Genomic DNA, 26,346 nt, shown 5'->3' with positions numbered 1-26,346 from the left:
TCAATCCGCGAACAGCAGGACCGGCGTTTCAATCAGTTTCTTGAGCGCCTGCACATAGCTCGCCGCGTCCCAGCCATCGACGACGCGGTGATCGCAGCTGATCGACAGGTTCATCAGCTTCGCACGGCGAATATGGTCACCGTCAAACACCGGGCGCTCGACGATCTTGTTCGGGCCGATGATCGCCACTTCGGGGCGGTTGATCACCGGCGTCGTCGCGATGCCGCCGAGCGGGCCGAGCGAGGTGACGGTCAAAGTGCCGCCGGTCAGCTCCGCGGGCCTGGCCTTGCCGGTGCGCGCAGCCTCTGCCAAGCGGCTGATTTCGCTCGCGAGTTGCCAGACATTCTTGTCCTGCGCATCGCGGATCACGGGGACCATCAGCCCGGCGTCGGTCTGCGTAGCCATGCCGAGGTGTACCGCGCCGTGGCGCGTCACCACACCCGCTTCGTCGTCGTAGCGCGCGTTGATCATCGGAAACTGCGGGATGGTACGGCAGATCGCTACGATCAGGAAGGGCAGCATCGTCAGCTTGGGGCGATTGCCGCGATTGGCGTTGAGGTCGGCGCGCATTTCTTCGAGCGCGGTAACGTCCATTTCCTCAACATAGGTGAAATGCGGAATCGCACGCTTCGATGCCGCCATATTCTCCGCAATCTTGCGGCGCATCCCGATGACCTTGATCGGCTCGTCGGCGCGCGCGCGGCTCGCGCCGGGCGCGTGATAGCCCTGCCCGCTGCTGTAACGAAGAAAAGCATCGAGGTCGGCGTGACGAATACGGTCGCCCTCGGCGTGGACCTGGCCGAGGTCGACGCCGAGGTCCTTGGCGCGCGCGCGGACCGCGGGCGATGCGAGGATCTGGCGGTCGTGCGCGGCCGCAGTAACCGGAACAAGCGCAGGTGTGGGGGCAGGCGTGGGTGCAGGCGCAGCAACAGGTGCGGGCGTTCCAACTTCGGCGACCGACACTTCTTCGGCGCCCGGCGTTTCCGCGGCGACTTTTTCCTCGGCAGGCGTATCGGCGGGTGGCGCATCGACCTCGCCCTCGCCCTCCCCGTCCCCGTCGGTCTCGATCACCGCGAGCGTCGATCCGATCGGGATCAGGTCGCCGACTTCGCCCGCCAGTTCGACGACGACGCCCGAGACCGGCGATTCCATTTCAACGGTCGCCTTGTCGGTCATCATGTCGGCAAGCTGCGCGTCCTCCTCGACGCGTTCGCCGACCTTGACGTGCCAGGCGACGATTTCGGCCTCGGCGATACCTTCGCCGATGTCGGGCAGACGGAATGAATAGCGGGCCATGGCGTCAGTCCTTTTTCGTTATGGACCCCGGATCGCGGTCCGGGGCACGCGCGCTTGCCATGCTTCGCATGTCAATCGCCCATGATCTTGGTAAGCGCGGTCGCGATGCGTATCGGGCCGGGGAAATAGGCCCATTCGAGGCTGTGCGGATAAGGCGTGTCAAAACCGGTGACGCGTTCGACCGGCGCCTCGAGATGATAGAAACAGCGTTCCTGCACCAGCGCCGCGAGTTCGGCGCCGAACCCCGATGTTCGCGTCGCTTCGTGCACGATCAGGCAGCGCCCCGTCTTTTTGACCGACGCCTCGATCGCTTCGATGTCAAGCGGGAGCAAGGTGCGCAGGTCGAGGATCTCGGCATCGACACCCATTTCCTCGACGATCGTTTTGGTCACATGAACCATCGTGCCATAGGCGAGGATCGTGAGCGCCTCGCCCGCGCGCACCGTTGCCGCCTTGCCGAGCTCGATGCGGTAATAGCCTTGCGGCACCGCGCTCGCCGCATGTTTCGACCAAGGCTCGACCGGACGATCGTAATAACCGCTGAACGGCCCGTTATAGATGCGCTTGGGCTCGAGGAAGACGACGGGGTCATTGTCCTCGATCGCCGCGATGAGCAGCCCCTTGGCGTCATAGGGGTTCGACGGAATCACCGTCTTCACGCCGCAGATATGCGTCATAATGCTTTCGGGCGACTGGCTGTGCGTCTGGCCGCCGAAAATGCCGCCCCCGAAGGGCGTGCGCACCGTCATCGGGCAGATATAATCGTTCGCGGAGCGATAACGCAGCCGCGCCGCTTCGCTGACCAACTGGTCGAGACCGGGGTAGATATAGTCGGCGAACTGGATTTCCGGTACAGGCCGCAGGCCATAAGCGCCCATGCCGACCGCGACGCCGATGATCCCGCATTCGTTGATCGGCGTGTCGAAAACACGCGTCTTGCCGTGTTTCTTTTGCAGCCCCGCCGTTGCGCGAAACACGCCGCCGAAATAACCGACGTCCTCGCCCATGACGACCGTTGCCGGGTCGCGTTCGAGCATGACGTCCATGGCGCTGTTGATCGCTTCGATCATGTTCATGGTCTTGCTATCCGCGCTCATCATTCGGGCTTCCAGTCGGGGCCGAACTTGGCCTTTTGCTCGGCCAGCATCTGATCGCATTGTTCCTTGAGGTGCCAAGGCATCTCCTCGAACACGTCCTGAAACATCGTTTCGAACGGCTGGTGCATGCCGTGACCCAAAATCCCCAGCTTTTCCGACTGCTTCTGGGTCGTTTTCACCAAATCGTCCAATTCCTTCGCCTGCGCGTCGTGGCGCGCATCGTCCCATTCGCCGAGCGCAATCAGATGCTGCCTAAGCCGCGCGATCGGGTCTCCGAACGGCCAGGCCGTCGCCTCGTCTGCGGCGCGATAGGCGCTGGGATCGTCGGACGTGCTGTGCCCCTCGCTGCGATAGGTGAAATGTTCGATCAGCGTCGGACCATTGTTTGTGCGGGCACGGTCGGCGGCCCATTGCGTGGCGGCATAGACCGCGAGCGGGTCGTTGCCGTCAACGCGCAGCCCGGCGATGCCATACCCCACCGCGCGCGCGGCAAAGGTCGTCCGCTCGCCCCCGGCAAAGCCCGAAAAGCTGGAGATCGCCCATTGGTTGTTGACGACGTTAAAGATAACCGGTGCATTATAAACCGTGGCAAAGGTCAGCGCCGAGTGGAAATCCCCCTCCGCCGAAGACCCCTCGCCGCACCAGACGGTCGCGATGCGGTTGTCACCCTTCGACGCCGACGCCATCGCCCAGCCGACCGCCTGCGGATATTGTGTCGCAAGATTGCCCGACACGCTGAAAAAGCCATGCTCGGGCGCCGAATACATAATCGGCAGCTGACGGCCGAGCAGATGGTCGCCGCGGTTCGAATAAATCTGGTTCATCATCTGAATCAGCGGATAGTCGCGCGCGATCAAAATGCCCTGTTGGCGATAGCTGGGGAAACACATGTCGGCGCGGTCGATCGCCATCGTCGAGGCGATCGACGTTGCCTCTTCGCCGGTGCACTTCATATAAAAGCTGGTCTTGCCCTGCCGCTGCGCACGGAACATTCGATCGTCGAACGCTCGCGTCAGCATCATGTACCGCAACATCGTGCGGAGCCGTTCGGGCGCCAGTTTCGGATCCCACGGTCCCTTTGCCTGCCCGTCGAAATCGAGCACACGCACCAGCCCATAACACAGCTCGCGCATTGCATCGGGCTTGGTGGCTTCGCTGGGGCGCGGCATCGCTTCGACCGCGGGAACGTCGACGTCACCGAAGTCCGGGGTATCGCCGGGGCGATAGCGCGGTTCGGGTATGTGAAGCGACAGCGGCGGCAGGTTGCTCGCCGGTCGGCTGTCCGACTCAGGCATATCTTCTTCCCTTCGGACGCGAATCGCGCGCCTAGTTATATTTCAAGTTGGCGACATATTATTACGGTCGCCAGAGGAATGCAACGCCGCGCCTCAAACCGCGACCGGCGCCGAAATATGGGCTTGCGGAGCATAGTCCTCGACCGCAAAATCCTCGAACCGGTAATCAAAAATGCTGGCCGGGCGGCGAAGAAGGCGCAGCCGCGGCGTTCCTTCGGGCACCCGCGCCAGCTGCTGCTCGACCAGGTCGGCGTGGTTCAGGTAAAGATGCACATCACCGCCGGTCCACACGACCTCATGCGCGTGCAGATCGCATTGCTGCGCAATCATCCGCGTGAGCAGCGCCGCCTCGAAAATGTTGAACGCAAAGCCGAGGCCGAGGTCGCACGACCGCTGGAACAGCAGGCACGAAAGGCCGCCGTCGCTGCGGACGTGAAACTGGTAGGTCATGTGGCATGGCGGCAGGGCCATTCGGTCGAGATCGGCGACATTCCAGCCGGTGAAGATGTGCCGCCGCGATCCCGGATTGGTCCGAAGCGATACGATCAGCGAGGCGATCTGGTTGTGCCCGCGGTCGGCGCGGCGGAACAGCCCGTCGCCAGCGGGCTCATAGCGCGGCCAGTTGACCCATTGATGGCCGTAAACGGGGCCAAGATCGCCCCATTGTTCGGCGAAGTCGTCGTCGGCAATGACGCGTGCCTCGAAATCCTCCGCGCTGATGTCATCGCCGGTGGCGCGGCGATATTTGTCCAGCGGCCAGTCGGTCCAGATTTTGACGCCCTGCGCCACCAGCGGCCGGATGTTGGTGTCGCCGGTCAGGAACCACAACAATTCGCGAAGCGCGGTCTTCCAATAGACGCGCTTTGTCGTGAGCAACGGAATGGCATCATCCCGCAACGAGAATCGCATCGTCTCGCCGAACAAGGACCGCGTCCCGACGCCGGTGCGGTCGACGCGCTCGTCGCCCTCGACCCAGATGCGGCGCATCAGGTCGAGATATTGCAGTTCATAATGGATGGAATCAGCCAAGGCGCGCTCCCTTAATTTCTCTTCCATTGCTAGGCCGCGCGCCGCGTGCCGACAAGAGACGCGCCCGCGCGGCGGCGGGGGTTCGTCCGTTGCGGGGCAATTCGACGTTGGGGCTGGCGGCCTGCTGCGCCATGGCGCGATGATGACGATCTTTAAGCCCGTCGGGAAAGAAGGTCCTGTTTCCACCGAGCATCGCGGTTTCGTTCCGCGCGATGCCGAAGATGCGATCGCGCGGGAACTCCTGCGTCCGCAATTCGCCGACAACCGCGAAAGCATGATCCTCGCCGGGTTCGACGCCTTTGGCCGCCTCACCTGTTTGGAGCGCGTCGATAGCGGCACCCCACGTCGCTGCGCCGTGCCGCCGCGATGCTGGCGCGCCTTGATCGGCGAACGCACCGTAGCCGCCGTGATGGCGCACAACCATCCGTCGGGCACCCCCTGGCCGAGCGATGCCGACATCGCCGCCACGCATGATTCCGCGCTTTTCCTGCGGACAGCGGACGTCGACCTGATCGATCATCTGATTTTCGTTGCTGACGGTCATTTCAGCTTCCGGACTGCCGAAATGCTGTGATGGCGGCAATCCTCTTCGCTGTGCCGATTGGCGCTTGAAGTTCGCAGATTGCGCGTCTAGAGGACCGCCCTGCCTTCGCGGTGGCCTCACGGCTGCGGCGCGGATCGGTCGGGGAGTAGCTCAGCCTGGTAGAGCACTGTCTTCGGGAGGCAGGGGCCGGAGGTTCGAATCCTCTCTCCCCGACCAATTTCTTCACATAATGCAGAATTTGCACCGTCGCTTCTTGTAAGTCGGCGAACATATCCCTAGATTTCAGTTACGCCGCCATGGTTTTCCCCCTTTCCATCGCGGTGAGTGCCCCGTCGGGTTCGGCGTGGGCGCGTCCTCCCTGGACCCTGGCCACCTCGTACTTCGGTACGGGGTGGTTTTTTATTCGGCCGCCTCTGGCAGACTATCGGCATCGGGTCGCCGATGTCCCACATCGCGAACCAGTTGGGCGAACCAGCGCGACAGTCGCGCCACACGTGCAGGATCGGGGGCGCGTTCCCGTGTCAAATAAAGGCTGCGATCGATTTCGATCTGAATCGCATGAACCTGCTCGCTTGGCCGGGCGTGGGTGCGCACGATATGTCCCCCGGCATAGGGCCGGTTGCGCAGCGCCGCCTCGCCCAGCGTCGCTGCCGAGTCGAGCGCCGCCTGGACAAGTGACTCGGCCGCAGTCGCTCCGAAACGATCGCCGATGATGATTCGCGCGCCATGGCCCGCCTGCCCCGCCGGGATCGTCGGCATCGAATGGAGGTCGATCAGGATCGCAAATCCGAATCGTTGCCGCGCGGCGTCAATTTCGGCGGCAAGGGCGCCATGATAGGGGCGATGGAGCTGCTCCAGCCGCCACTCCAGCGCTGCACGGTCGATCGGCCGGCGCCACAAGGGGCCGCAGTCGGCAAGCCGCGTGGGAACAACCCCCAGTCCGGCGCGCTCCTTTCGGCCCGGCGCGGCAAATTGCGCGCGCAGGATAGGCGCGACCTCGCCGGGCGCCATCTGCCCTTCGCCGCGATTGCAGTCGGCGACCGCGCGCGCCCACAGCGCCTCGACAACCGTAGCGCCCGCTTCGTTCGCTTCCGCCGCGATCCGGTCGCACCAGCGATCCTCCAGCCGTTCCAGCACAGCCCGGTCGACGCGCGTTGCGGCGAGAATCTCCGGCGGATAGATGCGTCCCGCGTGCGGCACGGACACGACGACCGGACCCGCCGCCTGCGGGCGCTTGACCGCGATGGCCGGGGAAAGGATGATGCGCGCCGTCATGGTGGATGGGTGGCAAAAAAAGCCGGAGGAATCCAGCGAGCCACGCCAATTTGTTAAATCTCTGCCGCTATGCCGTGTTTCGATGACAGCCCCGCCGCCGCACGGAACCGGCGGCGCCGAAGGACCAGGGAACAGATTTCACGATGATTCGCATCCTGCTTGCCGAAGACGACGACGTGATGCGCGAATATCTGTCGCGCGCTCTCACCAGCGCGGGCTATCACGTCACCGCCGTCGATCGCGGCACGGCGGCGGTCCCCTACGTCGATTCGGGTGTCTTTGATCTGCTCCTGTCCGATATTGTCATGCCCGAAATGGATGGGATCGAACTTGCGCAGCACACGGCGAAAGTGGCCCCGCAAACGCAGGTGATGTTCATTACCGGCTTCGCGGCAGTTTCGCTGCGCGCGGAGGAAAATGTTCCGGAGGCAAAGCTCCTGTCCAAACCCTTTCACCTCAAGGATCTGGTGCGCGAGGTCGACAGTCTGTTCGGACGCGCCGATCAGTCGCATCAACAATAAGCGGGTGGGCGCACCGAAGGGCTTGCCAAGCCGCGCCAAGGCCTTTAGGGGGCGCGTCACCCCAACGGATGGGCGTGTAGCTCAGTGGTAGAGCACTGTGTTGACATCGCAGGGGTCGCAAGTTCAATCCTTGCCACGCCCACCATTCAAAACGCCGCCACCCCGACGGGTTGGCGGCGTTTTTGCCTTCAGGCCATGCCACGCGCCAAGTCGCCGCGCGACGCGTCGCCGATCTGACTGCCACCGTCGCAATCGAGGATCGTCCCGGTGATATAACCCGCGGCGGGCGAACAGAGGAACACCGCCGATTCGGCGACCTCCTCGATCTTGCCCCAGCGTTTCATCGCGATGCGGTCGTAATGCGACTGCCGCGTTGCGGCGTCGGGCGCGAGCCGCTTCATGCCCTCGGTATCGGCAATCGGTCCCGGCGAAATCCCGTTCACGCGCACCTCTGGCCCCCATTCGAGCGCGAGCACGCGAATCAGCTGGTTGATCCCGGCCTTCGCCGCACACGCATGCGCCTGCAACGCCGAGGCGTTGACCGCCTGCCCCGCCGTGATCGCGATAAGCGACGCGCCGGGCCGATTGAGCAGATCATGGCAACCGCGAAAGACGTTGAAGGTCCCGTTGAGGTCGATGTCGACCACGGTGCGAAAGGCGTTCGCCGACATGCCAAGGACGGGCGCAAGGAAGTTGCCCGCTGCGCCCGAAACGACGATGTCCATCGCCCCCAGTTCGCCCGCAACGCGCTCCATCACGCCGCGAATCGCCGCATAGTCGCGCACGTCGCCCGACAGGCCGAGCGCGCCCCCGCCAATCTCGGCGGCCGCACGCGCGGCCTTCTCGGGATCGCGCCCCGCAACCGCAACCTTCGCGCCGAGTTCGGCAAAGCGTTTGGCGATACCCAGATTGATCCCGCTCGTGCCCCCTGCGACGAAGGCGGTTTTGCCGGCCAGCAGGCCGTCGCGGAATGTCGTCATTTCTTTCTCTCCCTCACTTCTTTGTGACAGCGCGACACCGATCCGGGGGTTGACGGATCGAAACCAGTCGCCTTTTGAAACTGGACCAGACAGCAAGGATGATCCGATGGCAAGCACCGGCCCCACTTCGAACAGCTTTATCTCGCAGCGGCTGAAGCTTCATTATGTGGATTGGGGCAATCGCGACGCGCCCCCGCTCCTGCTCGTCCATGGCGGACGCGATCACTGCCGCAACTGGGACTGGGTCGCCGAACGGCTCCGCGATCGATACCATGTGATAGCCCCCGACCTGCGCGGCCACGGCGACAGCGCATGGTCGCCCGACGGCAATTACACGATTGACACATTTGTCTATGACCTGGCGCAGCTGATCCACCAGCTCGATCGCGGCCCGGTCTCAATCGTCGCGCATTCGATGGGCGGCAACATCGCACTTCGCTACACCGGCCTGTATCCCGGCAATGTAAAAAAGCTCGTCGCGATCGAAGGGCTCGGCCCGTCGCCCAAGCTGCTCGCCGAGCGCGCACAGACCCCCTATGCCGAGCGGTTTCGCAAGTGGATCGACGACAAGCGCCAGGCCGCGGGACGCACGCCGCGACGCTATGCGACGATCGAGGATGCGCTGGCGCGCATGATGGCAGAGAATGCCTATTTGACCGACGCGCAGGCGCGCCACCTTACCATCCATGGCGTCAGCCGTAACGAGGACGGCAGCTGGAGCTGGAAGTTCGACAATTATCTGAACGTCTGGCCGGCGTTCGATGTGCCGCAGGACGATCTTCAGTCACTATGGGGTGCAATCACCTGCCCCACGCTGCTGCTTTACGGCGCCGACAGTTGGGCCTCGAACCCCGAAAAGGATGGGCGGATAACGCATTTCAGCAGCGCAAACGTCATCGAGTTCGAAAATGCCGGCCATTGGCTTCATCACGATCAGTTCGAACGGTTCATCGCGACGTTAGACGATTTCCTCTAAAACGGGCGTCGGCGGCACTTTCAGCCGCGGAAGATGAGACGCGCGATGACCTATTCAGGGCAGGTTTCCGGGCCGCAAAAGATGGTGTCGGGCGGCGCAGCGGTCGCAGCGATGCTCGCCGTCGGTTTCGGCCTTGCCAGCGGGCTCGATCTTAACGTCGTGCGCCGGGCGAGCGAAGCGATCACCGCAATCGCCCTGCCCGCGCCGCCGCCACCGGGCGAAGAGGCCGTGCCCGCCCCGGCCCCCACCCCGCGCGCCGCGGGAAAGGCATCGGCGGCGAACCGGAAGGCCACGGCCGTCGCCGCCCCGCCGCCCAAGCTTCTGCCGCTCACCCCGTCCGTTGCCGCCGCACCGCAGCCCGGCGCTGGCAGCGATGCATCGGCCGGAGCGACCCCCGATCCCGGCCCTGGATCGGGCGCCGGCGGCCGCGGCGACGGCACCGGGGCGGGCGGATCGGGGGCGGGGACCGGCGGCGGAACGAAGGCCGTGTGGCGAAGCGGCACGATCCGCGACCGCGACTATCCGCGCGACGCCAGGCGTGAACGGGCAGGCGGCGAGGTCGAAGTCGGCTTCGTCATCGAAGCGAACGGCCGCGTCACCGGATGCCGCGTCACGCGATCCAGCGGCAATGCCGCGCTCGATCGGACGACCTGCGATCTGATCGAGGCCCGCTTTCGTTTCCGACCCGCGACCAACGCCGCGGGACACCCCATCGCCAGCCGATATGGGTGGCGACAGCGCTGGTGGCTCGAACCGCGGCGATAATCCCGTTTTCGACATTCAATCCCTCAAACTTAAATGCGAACGATTATCAATCTCATTGACTCTGAGAAGGACTCGCAATAGCCGCGCCCCGACAACAACAAGGGGTATCAGCCGTGAAATCATCGACCTCCGCCACCTTCCTGGCCCTTTCCTGCGTCGGCAGCCTGATCAGCACCGCGGCGATGGCGGCCGATACCGACGCAAATTTGTCGGCCGATCAGCAAAGCGAGCGCGAACGCCGTGCCGAACGCGAACAGATCATCGTCACCGGCCAGCATTATCAGACGCAACAGGAATCGCCGAAATCGACGCGCCCCGTGCGCGATACACCGCAGACGGTGACGGTCATCACCGGCGAGACGATCGAACAACAAAATCTGCTGACGCTACGCGATATGCTCTCGACCGTCCCCGGTATCACCTTCGGCGCGGCAGAGGGGGGCTCGCCGCCCGCCGATTCGATCAACCTGCGCGGCTATTCCGCTGGTTCCGACATCACGCAGGACGGCGTTCGCGACAGTGGCGCCTATAACCGCTCAGATTCGTTCAACCTCGAACAGCTCGAAGTCGTCAACGGCGCGAACTCGGTCTATGGCGGGTCGGGTTCGGTCGGCGGATCGATCAATCTCGTGACCAAGCGCCCGCTCGCCGCCACGCGCGTCGTCGTCAGCGGCGGCATCGGTACCGACAATTATTATCGCGGAACGGTCGACGCCAATGTCCGCGCAAGCGACCTGATCGCCTTTCGACTCAATGCCATGGCGCACAGGAACGACGTGCCCGGCCGCGACGTGGAAGATTACAAGCGCTGGGGCGTCGCCCCATCGGCCACGATCGGCATCGACGGCCCGACGCGCCTGACGCTGCAATATCTGCATCAGGAGGACGACAATATCGCGCAATATGGCGTCCCCTATCACGCGGTCGCAGGCGGGATGCTGCCCGGTGTCCATCGCAGCGACTATTTCGGCTATCGCAATGTCGATAGGCAGGACATCACCGTCGATCAGGCGACCGCCATCTTTGAAACCGACATCGGCGACAGCGTCTCGCTTCGCAATCTTTCGCGCTGGCAACAGGTGACGCAGTTCACCATCGTCGGCCCGCCGCAGGGCACCTATTGCCTCGCCAGTGGTCTCCAGCCTTCGGGCGCCGCCTGCCCGGCGACGGTTCCGGCGGGCTATTATCTGATCGGCGGACCACGCGGCAATACGCGCGATTCAAGGAATGAGATTCTATACAATCAGCTCGACCTGCGCGCTGTTTTCAACACCGGCGCGATCGAACATACGTTGGTGGCCGGCGCGTCGGCGAGCTGGGAGAAATATTCGCTCTCGTCGGGCAATGTCTATCGCAACCCCGACGGTACGCCCGCCTTCGCCCCTTACCCGCTCATCAACATCGCCAATCCCAACGAGGTGGTTCAGGGACCGCCGGGTTTCACCTATGGCAGCAACGTCTACACGGGTCCGATCAACTTTATCGAAACGAGCCGCCAGCGCGGCGAGGTCGACAATTACGCGCTCTACCTCTTCGACACGATGAAGCTCGGAAAGTTCGAACTCAACGGCGGACTTCGCTGGGAAAACAACAGCGCCAACCGCCGCGCCGATACGGTTGCACCGTCGGGTGTCGTGACGCCGGGCGCAATCTTCCGCAACGACGCCGACCTCTTCTCCTATCGCATCGGGCTCGTTTACAAGCCCGTCGAAACGGTGACGCTGTACGCCGCTTACGGCAATTCCAAGACGCCTTCGATCAGCTCGGTCAACGGCAGCTGCACCGCCGAAACCTGTAACGTCGATCCCGAAACCGCCCGCAATTACGAAATCGGCGCCAAGGCAGAGGTCGCGGGCGGCAAACTGCTCCTCGCCGGCTCGCTGTTCCGCAACGAACGCAACCAGTATCGCGTACCGTCGGGCAATCCGACTATTCCCGATCAGGTGCTCGATGGCCATTCGCGCGTCGACGGCATTGCGCTGAGCGTGATCGGCAAGATCACCCCGGCCTGGTCGATCACTGCGAATTACACCTATCTCGACGCCGAGTTGATCCAGTCGGTTGCCGACGGCCTGCCCGATCCTGCCGCCGGCGCGCAGCTTCAGAACACGCCCAGACATTCGGGCAGCCTGTTCACCACCTATGAACTGCCCTTCGGGCTGACCGTCGGATACAGCCTGACCTATCAGGGCAGCTTTGCGCTCAACCTGCCGACCGCGACAAGTACGACGATCTTCCGGTCGGACGATTATCTCGTCCACAGCGCCTATGTTAGCTACGCGGTCAACGACGGGCTGAAGGCCCAGCTCAACGTCAAGAATTTCACCGACAAGCTGTACTTCACGCGCATTCGCAACAATGGCTGGGCCACGCCGGGCGACGGCCGCGCGGCGGTCTTCTCGCTGACCTACAGCTATTGACGAGCGGGCGGGAGCAGGCGGCGACCTGCTCCCCTCGTTGATAAGCGCCCCTAGCTATGGCAGCGCACACCCATAACGCCGCCAAGGGACACCCCGCCGATGCTGATTGCCATTCCCGACCTGCTGTCGCCCGCCGAACTTGCCGAGGTTCGCGCGATCATTGACGACGCTGAATGGATCGACGGCAACGCCACCTCGGGGCATCAGTCGGCGCTCGCCAAGAACAATGAGCAATTGCCCGAAGACAGCGACGCCGCACAAGCCGCGGGCCGCCTGATCCTCGAAGCGCTCGGCCGCTCGCCACTTTTCTTTGCGTCCGCGCTGCCGCTTCGCATCTTTCCGCCGCTGTTCAACCGCTATGGCGAGGGGCAGGCGTTCGACACCCATGTCGACAATGCCATCCGCATCAAGCGCGGCAGCGACTTTCGGATCCGCAGCGACCTGTCGATTACCGTCTTTCTGGAGGCGGCTGAAAACTATGACGGCGGCGAGCTGCAGGTCGAGGACCATTACGGCGTCCAGCGCGTCAGGCTGCCGGCGGGACACGCAGTCGTCTATCCCTCGTCGAGCCTCCACCGCGTCACCCCGGTCACGCGCGGCCGCCGCGTCGCCTCCTTTTTCTGGCTGCAATCGATGGTCCGCGACGCCGAAAAGCGGCGCACCTTGTTCGATCTCGACCGCGCAGTGCAGCGGCTGACGGATGAACTGGGTGGCAAGGATCGCTCGGTGATCGAACTCACCGGCGTCTATCACAATCTTCTGCGGCTCTGGGCCGACAGCTAGGCTCCGGAGGCTAGGCTAACAATTCTTCAATCTCCCTGCGCAGCTGCTCAGGCGTGGTCGTCGGCGCATGACGCGATACGACATGGCCGTCGCGATCGACCAGAAATTTGGTGAAATTCCATTTGATCGCGCTGCCCAGCAATCCGGTCTTTTCCTTCTTCAGATGCTTGAAAATCGGATCGGCATCGTCGCCATTGACGTCGATCTTCGCCATCAGCGGGAAGGAGACGTCATAGGTCAGCGAGCAGAAATTCGCGATCTCTTCGGCATCGCCCGGTTCCTGCGCGCCGAACTGGTTGCACGGGAACGCCAATATCTCGAACCCGCGATCCTTGTAATCGCGATATAGCTCCTCCAGCCCTTCATATTGCGGGGTGAAGCCACATTTGGAGGCGGTGTTGACGATAAGCAGCACCTTGCCCCTGTAATCGGCCAGGGATTGCGCGCCACCACCGGGCAGCTTCGCCGAAAGATCGTACAACCCCATCTCAATTCTCCCCCGCCTTGCGCGGCTTGTAGATGAAATCGAAGCTTGTCGTCCAGCTCAGCCCATGGTCGAGCGACTGTTCGCCACGCTGCCGCACGGCGCCCCCCGCCTCGCGGCTATAGGTCATGCGGATCAGCCCGTCCCGGCCCGCTCCCGCGACATTGGCCCATCGGCCGGTGAGCACCATTTTGCCCTGCACAGGTCCCCCGTCAAAGTCCACGCGCGTGCCGCTGCTATCCACCCACGCCTGCCGCCAATGGCGGCGTTCCTTGTCATAATGGCTGAACGACCCACCGCCCGCGCCCTTAAAGGGCTTCCATGTCTCGCGGATCGCACAGCCGCCGAACATCACTTCGATACTGCTCGTTGCAACCTGCGTCGCCCCGCCGTTGGGAAAAACGTCCCACTCGCCGACCCAGAAATCGAAGGCACGATAATCCGCGCCGGCGCAGACAGGCGGCGCGGACGGCGGAGGCGGCGCAGGTACGGTTGGCGGCGGTGGGGGTGGCGACGGCGGTGGTGGTGGGGGCGCGGACAATGGAGGAAGCGGGGGCGGAAGCGGAGATGGAAACTGAGCCGACGTGGCGCCTGTTCCCATCAGCGGCAGAGCGACCATCATAATCATCGAATGGACGGTCATCGACAGATCCTCTTCCCCGTACAGACGACAACCTAAGCCTCGATATGCCCCTCGTGCAAGCGCAACACCCGGTCCATACGCGCCGCGAGCCGCTCGTTATGCGTCGCAACCAGCGCCGCCGAACCATGGTCGCGGACGAGTCCGACGAACTGCTCGAACACCCGATCGGAGGTCGCCTCGTCGAGATTGCCCGTGGGTTCGTCGGCGAGCACGAGCAACGGCCGGTTCGCGAGCGCGCGCGCCACCGCGACGCGCTGTTGTTCGCCGCCCGACAGCTTGCTCGGCTTGTGATGCAACCGCTCCCCCAACCCCAGTCGGCAGAGGAGGTCGGCGGCGCGTTCCTCCGCCTCCCCCTGCGCTGCGCCGCGAATGATCTGCGGCAGCACGACATTTTCGATCGCGTTGAAATCTGGAAGCAGGTGATGGAACTGATAGACGAAGCCGATCTTTTCGCGCCGCGCCCTGGTCCGCTCGCCCTGCTGAAAGCGTGTTACATCCTCGCCATCAAGGCGGATCGTGCCGCCGAACCCGCCTTCGAGCAGGCCGACGGCTTGCAGCATCGTCGATTTCCCCGATCCCGATGGCCCCAGCAGCGCGACAATCTCGCCGCGGCGCAGCGAGGCATCGACCCCGCGCAGCACCTCGATGGTGACGTCGCCCTGGGTGAAGCTGCGCTTCAGGCCGACAAGTTCCAGAACCGCGTCATTCATAGCGCAGCACCTGCACCGGATCGGTATTCGCCGCCTTATAGGCGGGGTAGAGCGTCGCGAGAAAGCTGAAGACGATCACCATTACCGCGATGCCGACGACCTCGACCGGGTCGGGTTTCGACGGCAATTCGGTCAGGAAGCGGATCGAGGGGTCCCACAGCGGCTGACCGGTCAGCAACTCGACCCCGCGCAGCACGCCCTGCCGGAAATAAAGCAGCCCGAAACCGGCGATCATTCCCGCGATCGTGCCCGCAACGCCGATCGACAGGCCGATCGCCATGAATATGCGCATCACCGCATCGCGCGGCGCGCCCATCGTGCGCAGGATCGCCATGTCGCGCGTCTTGGCGCGCACCAGCATGATCAGCGAGGAAATGATGTTGAACGAGGCGACAAGGATGATCAGCGACAGGATGACGAACATCGCCACACGCTCGATCGACAGCGCTTCGAACAGGCTGGCGTTCATCGACCGCCAGTCGCTGATCACCGCCTGTGCTGCGAGCTTTTCCTTGAGCGGCTGCAAGATCTCGTCCACGCGGTCGGGGTCCTCGGTCTTGACTTCGATCATCCCGATCTGGTCGCCGGTCAGCAACAGCAGCTGCGCATCCTCCATCGGCATGACCACATAGGCCTTGTCGAAATCATAGACGCCGATTTCGAACACGGCGGATACGCGATAGCCGATCTCGCGCGGCACCGTTCCGAACGGTGTCGATCGGCCCTGTGGGTTGATGATCGTAATGTTCGACCCAACCGTCGCACCAAGATTACGGGCGAGTTCGCTGCCGATCGCGACGTTGCCTGAGGCCGGTGTCAGGGTGTCGAGGCGGCCTTGCAACACCTTGCCGCCGAGCACCGCGTTGCTGCGAATGTCGGCAACCGTCATCCCGCGGACCAGCACCCCCTCGACCCGGCCGCTGGAGGTGGCAAGCAGCGGCTGTTCGATCAGCGGCGTCGCGGACGTCACGCCCGGCGTCGCCCTGGCCTGTTTCAGCACGCTCTGCCAGTCGTCGAGCCGCCCGCCGAAACCCTGGACGACGGCATGGCCGTTCAGCCCGACGATCTTGTCGAACAGGTCGCTGCGCACGCCGTTCATCACGCTCATCACGACGATCAGCGCCGCAACCCCCAGCATCACCGCGGTGAAGCTGAATGCCGCTGCGACAAAGATGAAGCCCTCGCCGCGCTGCGGCAGCATATAGCGTTTGAAGATCATGCGCTCATAGGGGCGGAGGATCATGGGAAACGCGGCCTTTGCGGCGCAGAAAAAGGGTCACGCATTGCGCTGCTTTAGGCAGGTCATACGGCGCTGGCAATGGGCACCCGCCCCTGCTTCGGTGCGAGCGATTCGCAGCAAATGTTGCTCAATGGCCACAGCGGCGCGCAAAAGCGTGCCGAAACGCCCACAGGAGGGTGACAAAGAGCCTTCGCGCACCTACCCCCATGGCTTCTGGATCAACGCGGCCAAAGGCCCGGCTCCAGGGAGTGCAGGCCTTTCGCCAGGCCTGCGACAAGGGGGATGGCGAGTGTTCGTCACAGGCGCCCGGGTCTTGGGAACAAGGCCCGGGCGTTGTGATTCCGGCGGGTGAGGTTGGCTGAAATGGCGTGGGCGCCAGCCTTTGCCCCAATTCGTCTTCATTATTGCCCATTTTTGTCATCCCGGACCTGATCCGGGATCCATCTGCGCGACGTTGGAAAAATGGATCCCGGATCACGTCCGGGATGACGATGAAAGAAATGTTCCCCGTCGGGCAAAAACCGACATCCTGTTCAATGCGGCGGAGTGCAATTATGGGGCGCTGCCCCCTATTGCCCGTAACCCGGCATTCCCGTCACGCGCACCGCCTCGCGCGCCGCGGCAAACAGCGCGCCCGCCTTTGCCTCGCACTCGCGCTGTTCATACGCCGGATCGCTGTCGGCCACGATTCCCGCGCCCGCCTGGACGTGCATCATGCCGTCCTGGACGATCGCGGTCCTCAGCACGATACAGCTGTCCATATTGCCGTCGGGCGCGAAATAGCCGACGCCGCCCGCGTAGGGCCCGCGCGCATCGGCCTCCAGCTCGGCGATGATCTGGCAGGCGCGCACCTTGGGCGCGCCGCTGACGGTGCCCGCCGGAAACCCGCCGAACAGCGCGTCGATCGCGTCCTTGCCCGGCGCGATGCGGCCGATGACGTTCGACACGATGTGCATCACATGGCTGTAGAATTCGACCGTATAGCTATCGGTCACGGTCACGCTGCCGCCGACCGCCGCGCGGCCGACATCGTTGCGCCCGAGATCGAGCAGCATCAAATGTTCGGCGCGTTCCTTGGGATCGGCGAGCAGCGATTCGCGGTTCTCGGCGTCTTCGGCGCTGGTGCGTCCGCGCGGGCGCGTGCCCGCGATGGGCCGGATCGTGATCTCGCCATCGCGGACACGCACCAATATCTCGGGTGACGAGCCGATCAGCGCGAAGCCCGGCAGGTCGAGGAAATAGAGGAAAGGCGACGGATTGACGCGGCGAAGCGCGCGGTAAAGGTCAAAGGGCGGCAGGTCGAACGGCGTCGAAAAGCGCTGCGACAACACGACCTGAAAAATATCGCCCGCGGCAATATAGTCCTTGGCTGATGCCACCATCGCCGCGAAGCGATCGGGCGGGGTCGCGGGTGTGGCGGCGATGCTGTCGGGCTGTACGACCGTGATCGCGCGGTCGGCGTGTGCGCTGGCGCTCGACAGACGCGCGGCGATGCTCTCGAGCCGCTCTTCGGCCGCCTCGATCATGCGGTCGATCGCTCCTTTGGGATCGGGCCAGATCGGCGCGATCAGGAACAGTTCGTCGGCCAGCCGGTCGAACACGAGGATCGTGGTCGGGCGCACGAAGATCATGTCGGGCAGGCCCAGCCCCGCCCCCGGTGCACGCGGAATGCGCTCGACCAACCCGATGGTTTCATAGGCGAAAAAGCCCACAAGCGTCGCGAGCGCCTTGGGCAGCGCGCCCGGCACGTCAAAGCGGCATTCGGCGACCAGATCGCGCAGCGCCTGCAGCGCGCCGTGCTCCAGCGGCACAAAGGCCTCGCGGTCGCGGCGCCAGTCGCGGTTGATCCGCGCGGTATCGCCGCGCACCTCGAACATCAGGTCGGGATCGAGCCCGATCAAGCTGTAACGCCCGCGCGTCTCGCCGCTTTCGACCGATTCGAGCACCCAGTCGCCGCGCCCCGGCTCGATGAGCTTGAGCGCAGCCGATACCGGCGTTTCGACATCGGCGATCAGTCGCTGCCACACCGCGGCCCCGCGCCCCGCGGCCAGCGCTTCGAGCGCGGCGGCCCTGCCTTCGAGGCTCACGGCTTATTCGGCAACCGGCGCGGTGCCGGTCAATTCGCGGCGCAACTGGTCGACCAGCTCCTTGTTGATCGTCACCCCGGCGCGGCGCTTGGCTTCGGCGGCCATCTGCTCGACCAGCTCGTTGCCGAAAGCGGGCGCGAGCGGCCGCGCGATTGCCGCAACGCGCTCGGGCTCGATCGCCTTGGGATCGGGGCGCTGCACTTCGCTGAGCGCGATCACCATCCAGCCGCGATTGCCGGGGATTTCGAGGGTTTTGACGCTGCCCTCGGCCATCGAAAAGAGTAGTGCGAGTTCGGGGGGAACGCGTTCGCCATTGGCACCAAGTTCGGCGCGGCGGCCGCCGATCGCCTGTACGCTGCCGATATTCGGCCCCGCGGCAGCGATGGCTTCGGACAGGCTCTTGCCCCCCTCGACCGCCTTGACGATCGCACGCGCCTTGTCGCGCGCCACCTTCTGCCCCTCGGCAAACCGCCATTCGTTCAAAAGATCGCCGCGAATCTGGGCAAAGGGCGGCGGCGCCGCCGCGACGATCGACTTCACCGCAAAGACCGCGAATTTTTCATTCTCGGCGATCGTGGCAATCTGCCCCTCGCCTTCCCCGCCGACCTGAAAGGCCTGTGCCACGATCGGCGCGAGTTCGGGCGCGGGGGCAAAGGCGGGCTGGCCGGGCGCGCGCCCGCTCGGCAGGATCGCAGGCGTCTCAACCAGCGTCAGCTTGCGATCGGCGGCGACCTCCTCGACCGATGCCCCGCCGTTCACCGCGTCCTGAATCGCATTGTAATAATCGACGATCGCCTCATTCGCCTTGTTCTTGGCGAGCTCGACGCGGATCTCGTCGCTGGCTTGCGCCAGGCTTCGCGCCGGGCGCGCCGTGACATCCTCGACCCGCGCGACGGCCCAGCCGAGGCCGGTCTGCACGGGCCCGACCACGTCGCCGCGCTTTGCCGCAAAGGCGGCCTTCGCGGCCGCAACGCTGGCCGTCGCGGCATAGGCGGTCTCGGTCAGGTCCCCGGTGGTCGAGGCTGAAAGCCCCGCCGCCGCCGCGGCCGCGGCGATCGACGTCCCGCCGCGCACTTTCGCCGCCAAGGCGTTCGCGGCCGCCTGATCGGGAAGGATGACCTGCGCAAAGCGGCGCGTTTCGCTCGCGGCATATTGCGCGGCATTCTTCTTGTAGACCTCCGCGATCTCGGCGTCGGTTACGGCCGGGACCGGCACCGAAGCCCGGTCGAACGTCGCATATTGGATCACGCGGCGTTCGGGCACGGTGAATTTGGCAGCGTTCTGCGTCAGGAACTGGCGCAGCGCCGCATCGCCCGGATCGCCCTTGGGCGCAAAGGGGCTGGACGGGATGAAGGTCGCCTGCCCACGCCGTTGTTCGAGCAGCAGCGCGGCATAGGGTTCGGCCATTGCGGTCGCAATCTGCGGCATCTGCGCGATCGGCGCCGCCAGCTGCTCGAGCAGAAGCTGCTGGCGCAGGTCGCGGCGAAGCTGTGCTTCGCTGATCCCGTTCTGGCGCAGGAAATTTTCAAACACCGTCTGGTCGAATCGCCCCGACACGCCTGCAAAAGCAGGCAGGTCGGCGATGCGGCCGTCGATCAGCCGCTTGCTGACGCCGAAGCCCAGCTCGGTCGCATATTGGTCGAAGGCGAGTCCGTCGATGAGCTGCCCAAGCACCTGGTCGAGCCCGCCGCCTTCGACAAACGCCGCCATCGTAAGCCCCGGCTGGTCGCGGCGCGCCTGGTCATAGGCCTGACGCACGCGGTCGCGCAGTTCGCCGACGCCGATCTCTTCGCTGCCGACCTTTGCAACATTGGCACCGCCGATACCGCCAAAGGTCGAATTGCCGGTCACGTCGCTCAGGGCAAAGGCAACGCCGACGAGGACGACGAAGGCCAGGGCGATGAATTTGCCGATCGTCGAGGAAAAAAGGGCGCGAATGGCGGTAATCATGGAACAGACAGTCTTTCCGGCAGGGCGCGATCACGCGCGATCGCGCTGCTTTAGAGGCGCGATGCCGCGGCATCAAGGCGCGAAAGCTGCTTTCGGCTCCGCCCGGCTTGCCTCGCCGCGCCCTTCGCCGCTAGGGGCAGGACACAGGTGTTCGGACGGACGGGAGAGACGGGACGATGGCGCGGCGCAAATTTGTGGTCGGCAACTGGAAGATGAACGGGCTGTCGGACGCGCTCGGCGAAGCGCGGGCGATTTTTGCCGCCGCCGATAGCCATTCGAGCGTCGATGTCGCGATCTGCCCGCCCTTCACGCTGATCGGCGCGATGGTCGCGACGGCACCCGGCAAAGCGGTGGGCGGGCAGGATTGCCACGGCGCGGCGTCGGGCGCCTTTACCGGATCGGTCGCCGCGCCGATGCTCGCCGACGCTGGCGCTTCGCTCGTCATCGTCGGCCACAGCGAACGGCGCGAAGGCTTCGGCGAAAGCGACGCCGATGTGCGCGCGAAGGCGGAGGCGGGACTTTCCGCGGGCCTGTCGGTAATCCTTTGTGTCGGCGAACCGCTTGCAGTCCGCGAATCGGGCGGCGCGATCGATTTTGTGCTGGCGCAGGTCGCGGGGTCCGTGCCCGAAAGCTTTGACCCGCAACGCCTGGCCATCGCCTATGAACCCATCTGGGCGATCGGCACCGGGCTGGTCCCGACGGTCGGCGATGTCGCCGCGATGCACGGTGCGATCCGCGGGGCGCTGGCCGAACGTTTCGGCGACGCGGCACAGGCGATGCGCCTCCTCTATGGCGGTTCGGTCAACGGGGACAATGCCCCCGAATTGCTGAACGCCGGCGATGTCGACGGCGCGCTGGTCGGCGGCGCGAGCCTGACCGCCGCAAAGTTCGTACCGATCGTCGAAGCGGCGGCGGCGCTATAATCGCTGCCTCCGCGGTGCAGGGGTGACGCCATGTATGGCTTGAACCCCTGCCGCTTCGTCTCTATGTGCGCCGCGGGCGCGGTCTGCATGAGGCCGCGCAAGTTCGGGAAAATATGATGTCCAGCCTCTTCACCTTCCTGCTCGTCGTCCAGGCGCTCGTTGCCGCGGCGATGATCGGCGTCATTTTGATGCAGAAATCGGAAGGCGGCGGCCTCGGCGTCGGCGGGAGCCCCGCGGGGCTGCTCTCGGCACGCGGCGCGGCGGATTTCATGACCCGTGCGACGACGGTGCTTGCCTGCCTGTTCGTCGGCCTGTCGATCGTCCTCGCGGCGATGGCATCGGTCGGGCGCGGCGGCTCGACGATCGACACGTCGCTTTCGAAATCGGCGCAAACGAGTGGCGCTGCCCCCGCGGCGTCGATCACCGCGCCGGCACAGCCCGCCGAAGGCACTGCGGCGGGCACGGCGCCTGCCCAGTTGTCTGACGATCCGCTGGCGGCTGCGGCCGCCGCCGCGGCGAACCAGAACGCGGTGCCGGCCGACGCGCAGAAGGCGCCGCCTCCAACCAAATAACCGGCGGCTCAGGCCACCATATCAGCCCGCACGCCGCGGAATTTATTTCCGCGGTTCGCGATTCGACGGCTTGCGCCGTCCCCCTCGATTTGAGTAAGTCTTTCCTCCCATGGCGCGGTTCATTTTTATCACCGGCGGCGTGGTCTCCTCGCTTGGCAAGGGTTTGATGGCGGCAAGTCTCGCCGCCCTCCTGCAAGCGCGTGGCTATCGTGTCCGCATCCGGAAATTCGATCCCTATCTGAACGTCGATCCCGGCACGATGTCGCCCTATCAGCACGGCGAAGTCTATGTGACCGACGATGGCGCGGAAACCGACCTAGACCTTGGCCATTACGAACGCTTCACGGGCGTCGCCGCGCGGCAGAGCGACAATGTGACGTCGGGTCGCATCTATCAGGGCATCATCGCCAAGGAGCGCCGTGGCGATTATCTGGGCGCGACGGTGCAGGTCGTCCCGCACGTCACCGACGCGATCAAGGAATTTGCGCGCGCCGAGACCGACGACCTCGATTTCGTCCTGTGCGAGATCGGCGGGACCGTCGGCGACATCGAATCGCTGCCCTTCATCGAGGCGATCCGCCAATTGAAGAACGAGGTCGGGCGCGAAAACGCCATCTCGGTCCATGTGACGCTGGTGCCCTATATCGCCGCGGCGGGCGAGCTCAAGACCAAGCCGACGCAGCACAGCGTTCGCGAACTTGCGTCGCTGGGGGTACAGCCCGACATCCTGCTGTGCCGCTGCGAAAAGCCGCTTCCCGACAATGAGCGCGCGAAAATCGCGCAATTCTGCAACGTCCGCAAGGAAGCGGTGATTCCCGCACTCGATGCGGACTCCATCTATTCGGTTCCGGTCCAATATCATGGCGAGGGCCTCGACGCCGAAGTACTCCACGCATTTGGCATCCACGATGCGCCCGCGCCCGACCTCACCGCCTGGTACGACATCATGGACCGCAAACAGCATCCCGAAGGCGAGGTGACGATCGGCGTCGTCGGCAAATATGTCTCGCTGCCCGACGCCTACAAGTCGCTCAACGAGGCGCTTGTCCACGGCGGCATGGCGCACCGGGTCAAGGTCAATATCCGCTGGCTCGATGCCGAAATGTTCGAACGCGACGACGAACTTGCCGCCAATCTGGAGCCGTTGCACGGCATATTGGTTCCCGGCGGCTTTGGCGAGCGCGGGTCGGAAGGCAAGATCTCCAGCGTCCGTTTCGCGCGCGAACGGGGCGTCCCCTTCTTCGGCATCTGCCTTGGCATGCAAATGGCGTGCATCGAGGCGGCGCGCAACACGAGCGGGATCGCCAAGGCGTCGAGTACCGAGTTCGGCCCGACCGACGAGCCCGTCGTCGGCCTCATCACCGAATGGATGAGCGCCGAGGGGCTTCAAAAGCGCGGTGCCAACACCGACCTCGGCGGCACGATGCGGCTTGGCGCCTATGAAGCGAAACTGTCGCCGAACAGCCATGTCGCAAGCGTCTATGGCGCGAACGCGATCAGCGAGCGGCACCGCCATCGGTACGAGGTCAACGGCGCCTATCGCGAGCAACTCGAAAAGGGCGGGCTGGTCTTTTCCGGCATGTCGCCCGACGGCATGTTGCCGGAAATCGTTGAGCGCCCGGACCATCCGTGGTTTATCGGGGTACAATTCCATCCGGAGCTCAAGTCCAAACCCTTCGACCCGCATCCCCTGTTCGCAGGGTTTATCGAAGCGGCGGTGAAACAGAGCCGGCTGGTCTGAACGACAAGGGGGATTGGGGCCATGGATCACGCAAGACTTGCCGCGCTGCAGAGCCCCGACAGCATTTTCTCGGGTCTTTCGGTGGAAGACTGGGCCGAAATCGTCAGCCGCGCCGTTCAGATCAATTTCGTCAAGGGCAAGGAATTGCTCGTTCAGGGCGATCCGGGCGACATGATGCTGATCCTGACCGAAGGGACGGCGCGCGTATCGATGCTGACGGCAGGGGGACGCGAGATCGTGCTTGCCTATGCCGAACCGGGCGCGGTGCTGGGCGAGATTGCGCTGCTCGACGGCGGCGACCGTACCGCATCCGTCACCGCAACCAGCGCCGGCAGCGCGCTCCAGCTTGGCCGCAACGCGCTCAAGGATTTCGCCGCCAGCCATCCCGAATTTGCCTGGTCGCTGATGCAACAACTCGCGCGCCGGCTGCGCACCGCGGATCAGACGATCGAAAGCGACCGCGCCTATGCCTCGGGCCCCAGGCTCGCGCGCTACCTTAAACGCCTGATCCGCAAGGATGTCGGAGTCGCGCAGCGCGTCGAGCTCAGCCAGACCGAACTCGGAAATTTCGCGGGGATGAGCCGCGAACATATCAACCGCCAGCTCAAAAGCTGGGAAGAATCGGGCATCATTGCGCTCGAACAGGGCCGTGTTCGCGTGCTCGATCCCGACATGCTCGAGGACATCAGCGAAAGCGAAAGCTGAGAGCTTTTCGCCCCCGTCTCCCCGCCGCCTATCCGTCGTCGCGCGCCGGCAGGCTCAACGTGAAACGCGCGCCCTGCCCCGGCGCGCTGTCGACCGTCAGCTCGCCGTCCATCGCCCGCGCCAGGCGGCGCGCGATATAGAGCCCAAGCCCCGATCCACCGCTGTCGGTACGGCCCAGCCGCTCGAACTTTTCGAACACGACCGCCTGCTGGTCGGCGTCGATCCCCTGCCCCTGATCGGCAACGGTAATCGTCGCGCGGTCGCCCTGGCGATCGACACGGAGCCATATCTGCGAATGATCGGGCGAATAGCGGATGGCATTACCGAGCAGGTTGAGCAGCACCTGCAGCACGCGGCGAAACTCGCCGGTCGCGGGCATCCGGTCGTCGGCCGCCGGGGCGGAGATGCGAATCCCCTTTTCTTCGGCCTTCATGCCGAGCAGTCCGACCGCGCGGCGCGCGAGATCGCCAAGGTCGATGTCGTCGCGCGCGGCCTTGAACCCGGGTCGCTCGATATTCTGAAGGTCGGCAAGGTCGTCGACCAGCCCGAGCAGATGCCGCCCCGCATGGGCAATGTCGCCGGCATAGCGCGCATAATCGGCGCGAATGGGCCCGTCGAACTGCCCCGAAATCGTCTCGGCCGTGGCGATAATGCGGCTCAGCGGGCCGCGCAGCGCGCCGTCGATGCGGCGGCCGAATTGCGGGTCGGACAAGGGAAGCGATCCGAAGGCGGGGTCGACGAACGCGGGGGCGGGTTTCGCCTCGGGGGCAGGCCCCGCCGGTTCGCTGACCGAAGCAAAGCCGCGGAAGCCGGTGAAGCGTCCCGTCGCGTCGAACAGCGCATCGCCCGCGAGCGTCATCGCGGCGCCCGCGACGCTGACGCTCTGCCCGTCGAAACGCGCCTGCCGCGCGAGCGCGCGCAGCACGGGAAAGCGACCGTCGCCATCGGGTCGCAGCTCGAAAATTTCGGACAGCGAGCGCCCTTCCCACCCCGGCGGCACCGGCGGCGTACTTCCCGCGGCGCGCAGCGCGACAAGGCGCAATTGCTGATCGCATTCCCAGGTCCAGCCGTCCGCCAACGCAGTGTCTTCGGCAGCCGCAGCCATTTCCGGCGGGGTCATGGCGCGTGCCCGCCAGTCGCTGATCTCGATGCTCGCGCCGTCGGCGTCGGGCGCGATGCGCACCAGCGCGTGAACGTCGCTATGGTCGTCGGCCGTTCGCAGAGGACGGCTGATGTCGCGCTGCAAGCGCTGCGCCAGCGCGGCAAGCCGCGCGAGATGCGGTAGCGCGAGCGGTTTGCCGAGCCCGGAACCCGCGCGCTGCTGCAAGCGCAGCAACGGCGTGTCCGCATTGACAAGGACGCCCGCCCGGTCGATCCGGCCGCAAATGACGCGATCGGTCACCGCCCGCCCTCCGGTCCGGCGCCGACATCGAAATCGCTTACCGCGCGTGCGGGCAGCATCGCCAGCGACGCTTCGAGGGGCGCCAGCGCCTCGGCATCGAGATGCAGGGGCGCGAGCAGCGAAGGCAGTGCGCTGGGCTCGGCGGTCAGCAGCGCCAGCGCCATATCGGCATAGCGACGCTGCTGCACCGCGGCCGCCAGCGCGATCAGCGCCGGCCAGTCGTGCGCGGCAATCGCCTCGCGCGCAGCATCGGGTAGTGCCCCGTCGAGGGCGTCGTGGTAGGCGATGGCCGCGGCGGTCATGCCGGGTTCATCCGCTTGCCGCTCGATCGCCTGGCGCACGGCTTCGCCCAGATCGGCAGCGCGGCCGGTATCGACGCTGACCGCCGCCAGCCTCCACGCCGCAACATCGTGCAACAGCGCGCGGAACAAGTCGCCGTCGAGATCGGCGATCGCCAGCATGGGCTGGCCATAGGCGTCGAAGCGCCGCCGGTCGGCGATTCGCAGGTCCAGATAGGCACGCTCGCGCGCGGTCATGGATGCGTCGGCGGGAGCCGCTTCGTCGGGCGTCTCGCTTGGCAGCGGCACCGCGATGACGCGTTCCGCCGATTGCCGCCGCCACCGATGCTCTTCGGCGCGCGCGAAACAGGCCCCGGCGAGCCGCGTGCCACCGGGAATGCCGCTGCGGAGCCATGCTTGCCAGAGCGCGCCGCTGTCGATCGCGGGGTCGATCCGCATGGCGACCTCTGCGATCAGCCGCCGCGCGATGCCCAGCGACAGCGCGCGCTGCTCCTCGGTCAGCCGCCCCGCGGCGGGCGCTGCGAAAAAGCCCGCGAGTTCACTCAACCGCGCAGACAGGGTCGGCGACGGCGGTTCGGCGCCGGAAAAGGAGAGCGATTCACTCATGCG

24 protein-coding genes and 2 tRNA genes are annotated in these 26,346 nt (G+C 65.0%); 12 read left to right on the top strand and 14 right to left on the bottom strand.

Annotated elements, in window-relative coordinates:
* The 4 genes from RIA72_RS03360 to thyA form a co-directional block, all read right to left on the bottom strand.
* The gene (locus tag RIA72_RS03360) at positions 1-1,296 is read right to left on the bottom strand and encodes a dihydrolipoamide acetyltransferase family protein (protein ID WP_350030955.1); all 1,296 of its coding nucleotides are present in this window, start codon (positions 1,294-1,296) and stop codon (positions 1-3) included.
* Between the two features lie 71 nt (positions 1,297-1,367).
* Positions 1,368-2,372 carry an alpha-ketoacid dehydrogenase subunit beta gene (locus RIA72_RS03355; RefSeq protein WP_350031027.1) on the bottom strand — a complete coding sequence of 335 codons (1,005 nt, stop codon included), beginning with the start codon at positions 2,370-2,372 and terminating at the stop codon, positions 1,368-1,370.
* Between the two features lie 20 nt (positions 2,373-2,392).
* Positions 2,393-3,688, bottom strand: coding sequence for a 3-methyl-2-oxobutanoate dehydrogenase (2-methylpropanoyl-transferring) subunit alpha (locus tag RIA72_RS03350; RefSeq protein ID WP_350030954.1), 1,296 nt, complete (start codon positions 3,686-3,688; stop codon positions 2,393-2,395).
* Positions 3,689-3,781: 93 nt separating this feature from the next.
* Positions 3,782-4,744 (bottom strand): thymidylate synthase, encoded by a 963-nt coding sequence (gene thyA, locus RIA72_RS03345; protein ID WP_502957927.1) that lies wholly within the window; start codon positions 4,742-4,744, stop codon positions 3,782-3,784.
* Positions 4,745-4,859: 115 nt separating this feature from the next.
* On the opposite strand from thyA, the gene RIA72_RS03340 reads away from it, so the two are divergent.
* Both RIA72_RS03340 and RIA72_RS03335 read left to right on the top strand, forming a co-directional pair.
* Positions 4,860-5,291: a JAB domain-containing protein gene (locus tag RIA72_RS03340; protein ID WP_350030952.1), complete on the top strand. Its 432-nt coding sequence runs from the start codon at positions 4,860-4,862 to the stop codon at positions 5,289-5,291.
* Between the two features lie 109 nt (positions 5,292-5,400).
* Positions 5,401-5,477: transfer RNA gene (locus tag RIA72_RS03335), tRNA-Pro, on the top strand.
* A gap of 183 nt (positions 5,478-5,660) precedes the next feature.
* Here the strand turns inward: RIA72_RS03335 and RIA72_RS03330 are convergent.
* Complete coding sequence (locus RIA72_RS03330) at positions 5,661-6,536, bottom strand: N-formylglutamate amidohydrolase (protein ID WP_350030951.1); 876 nt, start codon at positions 6,534-6,536, stop codon at positions 5,661-5,663.
* A 143-nt stretch (positions 6,537-6,679) separates the two neighbouring features.
* On the opposite strand from RIA72_RS03330, the gene cpdR reads away from it, so the two are divergent.
* Both cpdR and RIA72_RS03320 read left to right on the top strand, forming a co-directional pair.
* Positions 6,680-7,057 carry a cell cycle two-component system response regulator CpdR gene (cpdR, locus tag RIA72_RS03325; protein WP_350030950.1) on the top strand — a complete coding sequence of 126 codons (378 nt, stop codon included), beginning with the start codon at positions 6,680-6,682 and terminating at the stop codon, positions 7,055-7,057.
* 70 nt (positions 7,058-7,127) lie between these two features.
* A tRNA-Val gene (locus RIA72_RS03320) sits at positions 7,128-7,202 on the top strand.
* Positions 7,203-7,245: 43 nt separating this feature from the next.
* Here the strand turns inward: RIA72_RS03320 and RIA72_RS03315 are convergent.
* Entirely contained in the window at positions 7,246-8,037 is a 792-nt protein-coding gene (locus RIA72_RS03315) for an SDR family oxidoreductase (protein WP_350030949.1), read from the bottom strand.
* Positions 8,038-8,143: 106 nt separating this feature from the next.
* Between RIA72_RS03315 and RIA72_RS03310 the strand changes: the two genes are divergently transcribed.
* The 4 genes from RIA72_RS03310 to RIA72_RS03295 all read left to right on the top strand — a co-directional run bounded on the left by RIA72_RS03310 (position 8,144) and on the right by RIA72_RS03295 (position 12,981).
* Positions 8,144-9,013 carry an alpha/beta fold hydrolase gene (locus RIA72_RS03310; protein ID WP_350030948.1) on the top strand — a complete coding sequence of 290 codons (870 nt, stop codon included), beginning with the start codon at positions 8,144-8,146 and terminating at the stop codon, positions 9,011-9,013.
* 45 nt (positions 9,014-9,058) lie between these two features.
* Positions 9,059-9,778 (top strand): energy transducer TonB, encoded by a 720-nt coding sequence (locus tag RIA72_RS03305; RefSeq protein ID WP_350030947.1) that lies wholly within the window; start codon positions 9,059-9,061, stop codon positions 9,776-9,778.
* A gap of 182 nt (positions 9,779-9,960) precedes the next feature.
* Positions 9,961-12,198, top strand: a complete 2,238-nt coding sequence (locus RIA72_RS03300) for a TonB-dependent receptor (protein ID WP_350031026.1) — start codon at positions 9,961-9,963, stop codon at positions 12,196-12,198.
* Positions 12,199-12,297: 99 nt separating this feature from the next.
* Complete coding sequence (locus RIA72_RS03295; RefSeq protein WP_350030946.1) at positions 12,298-12,981, top strand: Fe2+-dependent dioxygenase; 684 nt, start codon at positions 12,298-12,300, stop codon at positions 12,979-12,981.
* Positions 12,982-12,991: 10 nt separating this feature from the next.
* Here RIA72_RS03295 and RIA72_RS03290 read toward each other — a convergent pair whose 3' ends face one another.
* The 6 genes from RIA72_RS03290 to RIA72_RS03265 all read right to left on the bottom strand — a co-directional run bounded on the left by RIA72_RS03290 (position 12,992) and on the right by RIA72_RS03265 (position 20,095).
* Positions 12,992-13,468 (bottom strand): glutathione peroxidase, encoded by a 477-nt coding sequence (locus RIA72_RS03290; RefSeq protein ID WP_350030945.1) that lies wholly within the window; start codon positions 13,466-13,468, stop codon positions 12,992-12,994.
* 1 nt (position 13,469) lies between these two features.
* On the bottom strand, positions 13,470-13,817 hold the full coding sequence (locus RIA72_RS03285; RefSeq protein ID WP_350030944.1) for a hypothetical protein: 348 nt from the start codon (positions 13,815-13,817) through the stop codon (positions 13,470-13,472).
* Between the two features lie 323 nt (positions 13,818-14,140).
* Positions 14,141-14,818 carry an ABC transporter ATP-binding protein gene (locus tag RIA72_RS03280; RefSeq protein ID WP_350030943.1) on the bottom strand — a complete coding sequence of 226 codons (678 nt, stop codon included), beginning with the start codon at positions 14,816-14,818 and terminating at the stop codon, positions 14,141-14,143.
* On the bottom strand, positions 14,811-16,061 hold the full coding sequence (locus RIA72_RS03275) for a lipoprotein-releasing ABC transporter permease subunit (protein WP_350030942.1): 1,251 nt from the start codon (positions 16,059-16,061) through the stop codon (positions 14,811-14,813). Before RIA72_RS03275 ends, RIA72_RS03280 begins: the two co-directional genes overlap by 8 nt.
* 566 nt (positions 16,062-16,627) lie before the next feature.
* The gene (gene trpE, locus RIA72_RS03270; RefSeq protein WP_350030941.1) at positions 16,628-18,145 is read right to left on the bottom strand and encodes an anthranilate synthase component I; all 1,518 of its coding nucleotides are present in this window, start codon (positions 18,143-18,145) and stop codon (positions 16,628-16,630) included.
* 3 nt (positions 18,146-18,148) lie between these two features.
* On the bottom strand, positions 18,149-20,095 hold the full coding sequence (locus RIA72_RS03265) for a peptidylprolyl isomerase (RefSeq protein WP_350030940.1): 1,947 nt from the start codon (positions 20,093-20,095) through the stop codon (positions 18,149-18,151).
* A 176-nt stretch (positions 20,096-20,271) separates the two neighbouring features.
* On the opposite strand from RIA72_RS03265, the gene tpiA reads away from it, so the two are divergent.
* From tpiA to RIA72_RS03245, 4 genes are all read left to right on the top strand, one after another.
* Positions 20,272-21,018 (top strand): triose-phosphate isomerase, encoded by a 747-nt coding sequence (gene tpiA / locus RIA72_RS03260; RefSeq protein WP_350030939.1) that lies wholly within the window; start codon positions 20,272-20,274, stop codon positions 21,016-21,018.
* Between the two features lie 113 nt (positions 21,019-21,131).
* Complete coding sequence (gene secG, locus RIA72_RS03255; RefSeq protein WP_350030938.1) at positions 21,132-21,590, top strand: preprotein translocase subunit SecG; 459 nt, start codon at positions 21,132-21,134, stop codon at positions 21,588-21,590.
* A 109-nt stretch (positions 21,591-21,699) separates the two neighbouring features.
* Positions 21,700-23,331 (top strand): CTP synthase, encoded by a 1,632-nt coding sequence (gene pyrG, locus RIA72_RS03250; protein ID WP_350030937.1) that lies wholly within the window; start codon positions 21,700-21,702, stop codon positions 23,329-23,331.
* Positions 23,332-23,352: 21 nt separating this feature from the next.
* Positions 23,353-24,036, top strand: a complete 684-nt coding sequence (locus tag RIA72_RS03245; protein WP_350030936.1) for a Crp/Fnr family transcriptional regulator — start codon at positions 23,353-23,355, stop codon at positions 24,034-24,036.
* Between the two features lie 28 nt (positions 24,037-24,064).
* On the opposite strand, the gene RIA72_RS03240 is transcribed toward RIA72_RS03245, so the two are convergent.
* Together RIA72_RS03240 and RIA72_RS03235 are read right to left on the bottom strand one after the other, a co-directional pair.
* Entirely contained in the window at positions 24,065-25,438 is a 1,374-nt protein-coding gene (locus RIA72_RS03240) for a sensor histidine kinase (protein WP_350030935.1), read from the bottom strand.
* The gene (locus RIA72_RS03235) at positions 25,435-26,343 is read right to left on the bottom strand and encodes a hypothetical protein (RefSeq protein WP_350030934.1); all 909 of its coding nucleotides are present in this window, start codon (positions 26,341-26,343) and stop codon (positions 25,435-25,437) included. The genes RIA72_RS03240 and RIA72_RS03235 overlap by 4 nt, the downstream gene beginning before the upstream one ends.
* Positions 26,344-26,346: the final 3 nt, after the last annotated feature.

Source organism: Sphingopyxis sp., assembly GCF_040216815.1.
GTDB lineage: Bacteria > Pseudomonadota > Alphaproteobacteria > Sphingomonadales > Sphingomonadaceae > Sphingopyxis.
The sequence above is the reverse complement of the archived record's forward strand: the minus strand, read 5'-3'. Positions and strand labels throughout refer to the sequence as shown.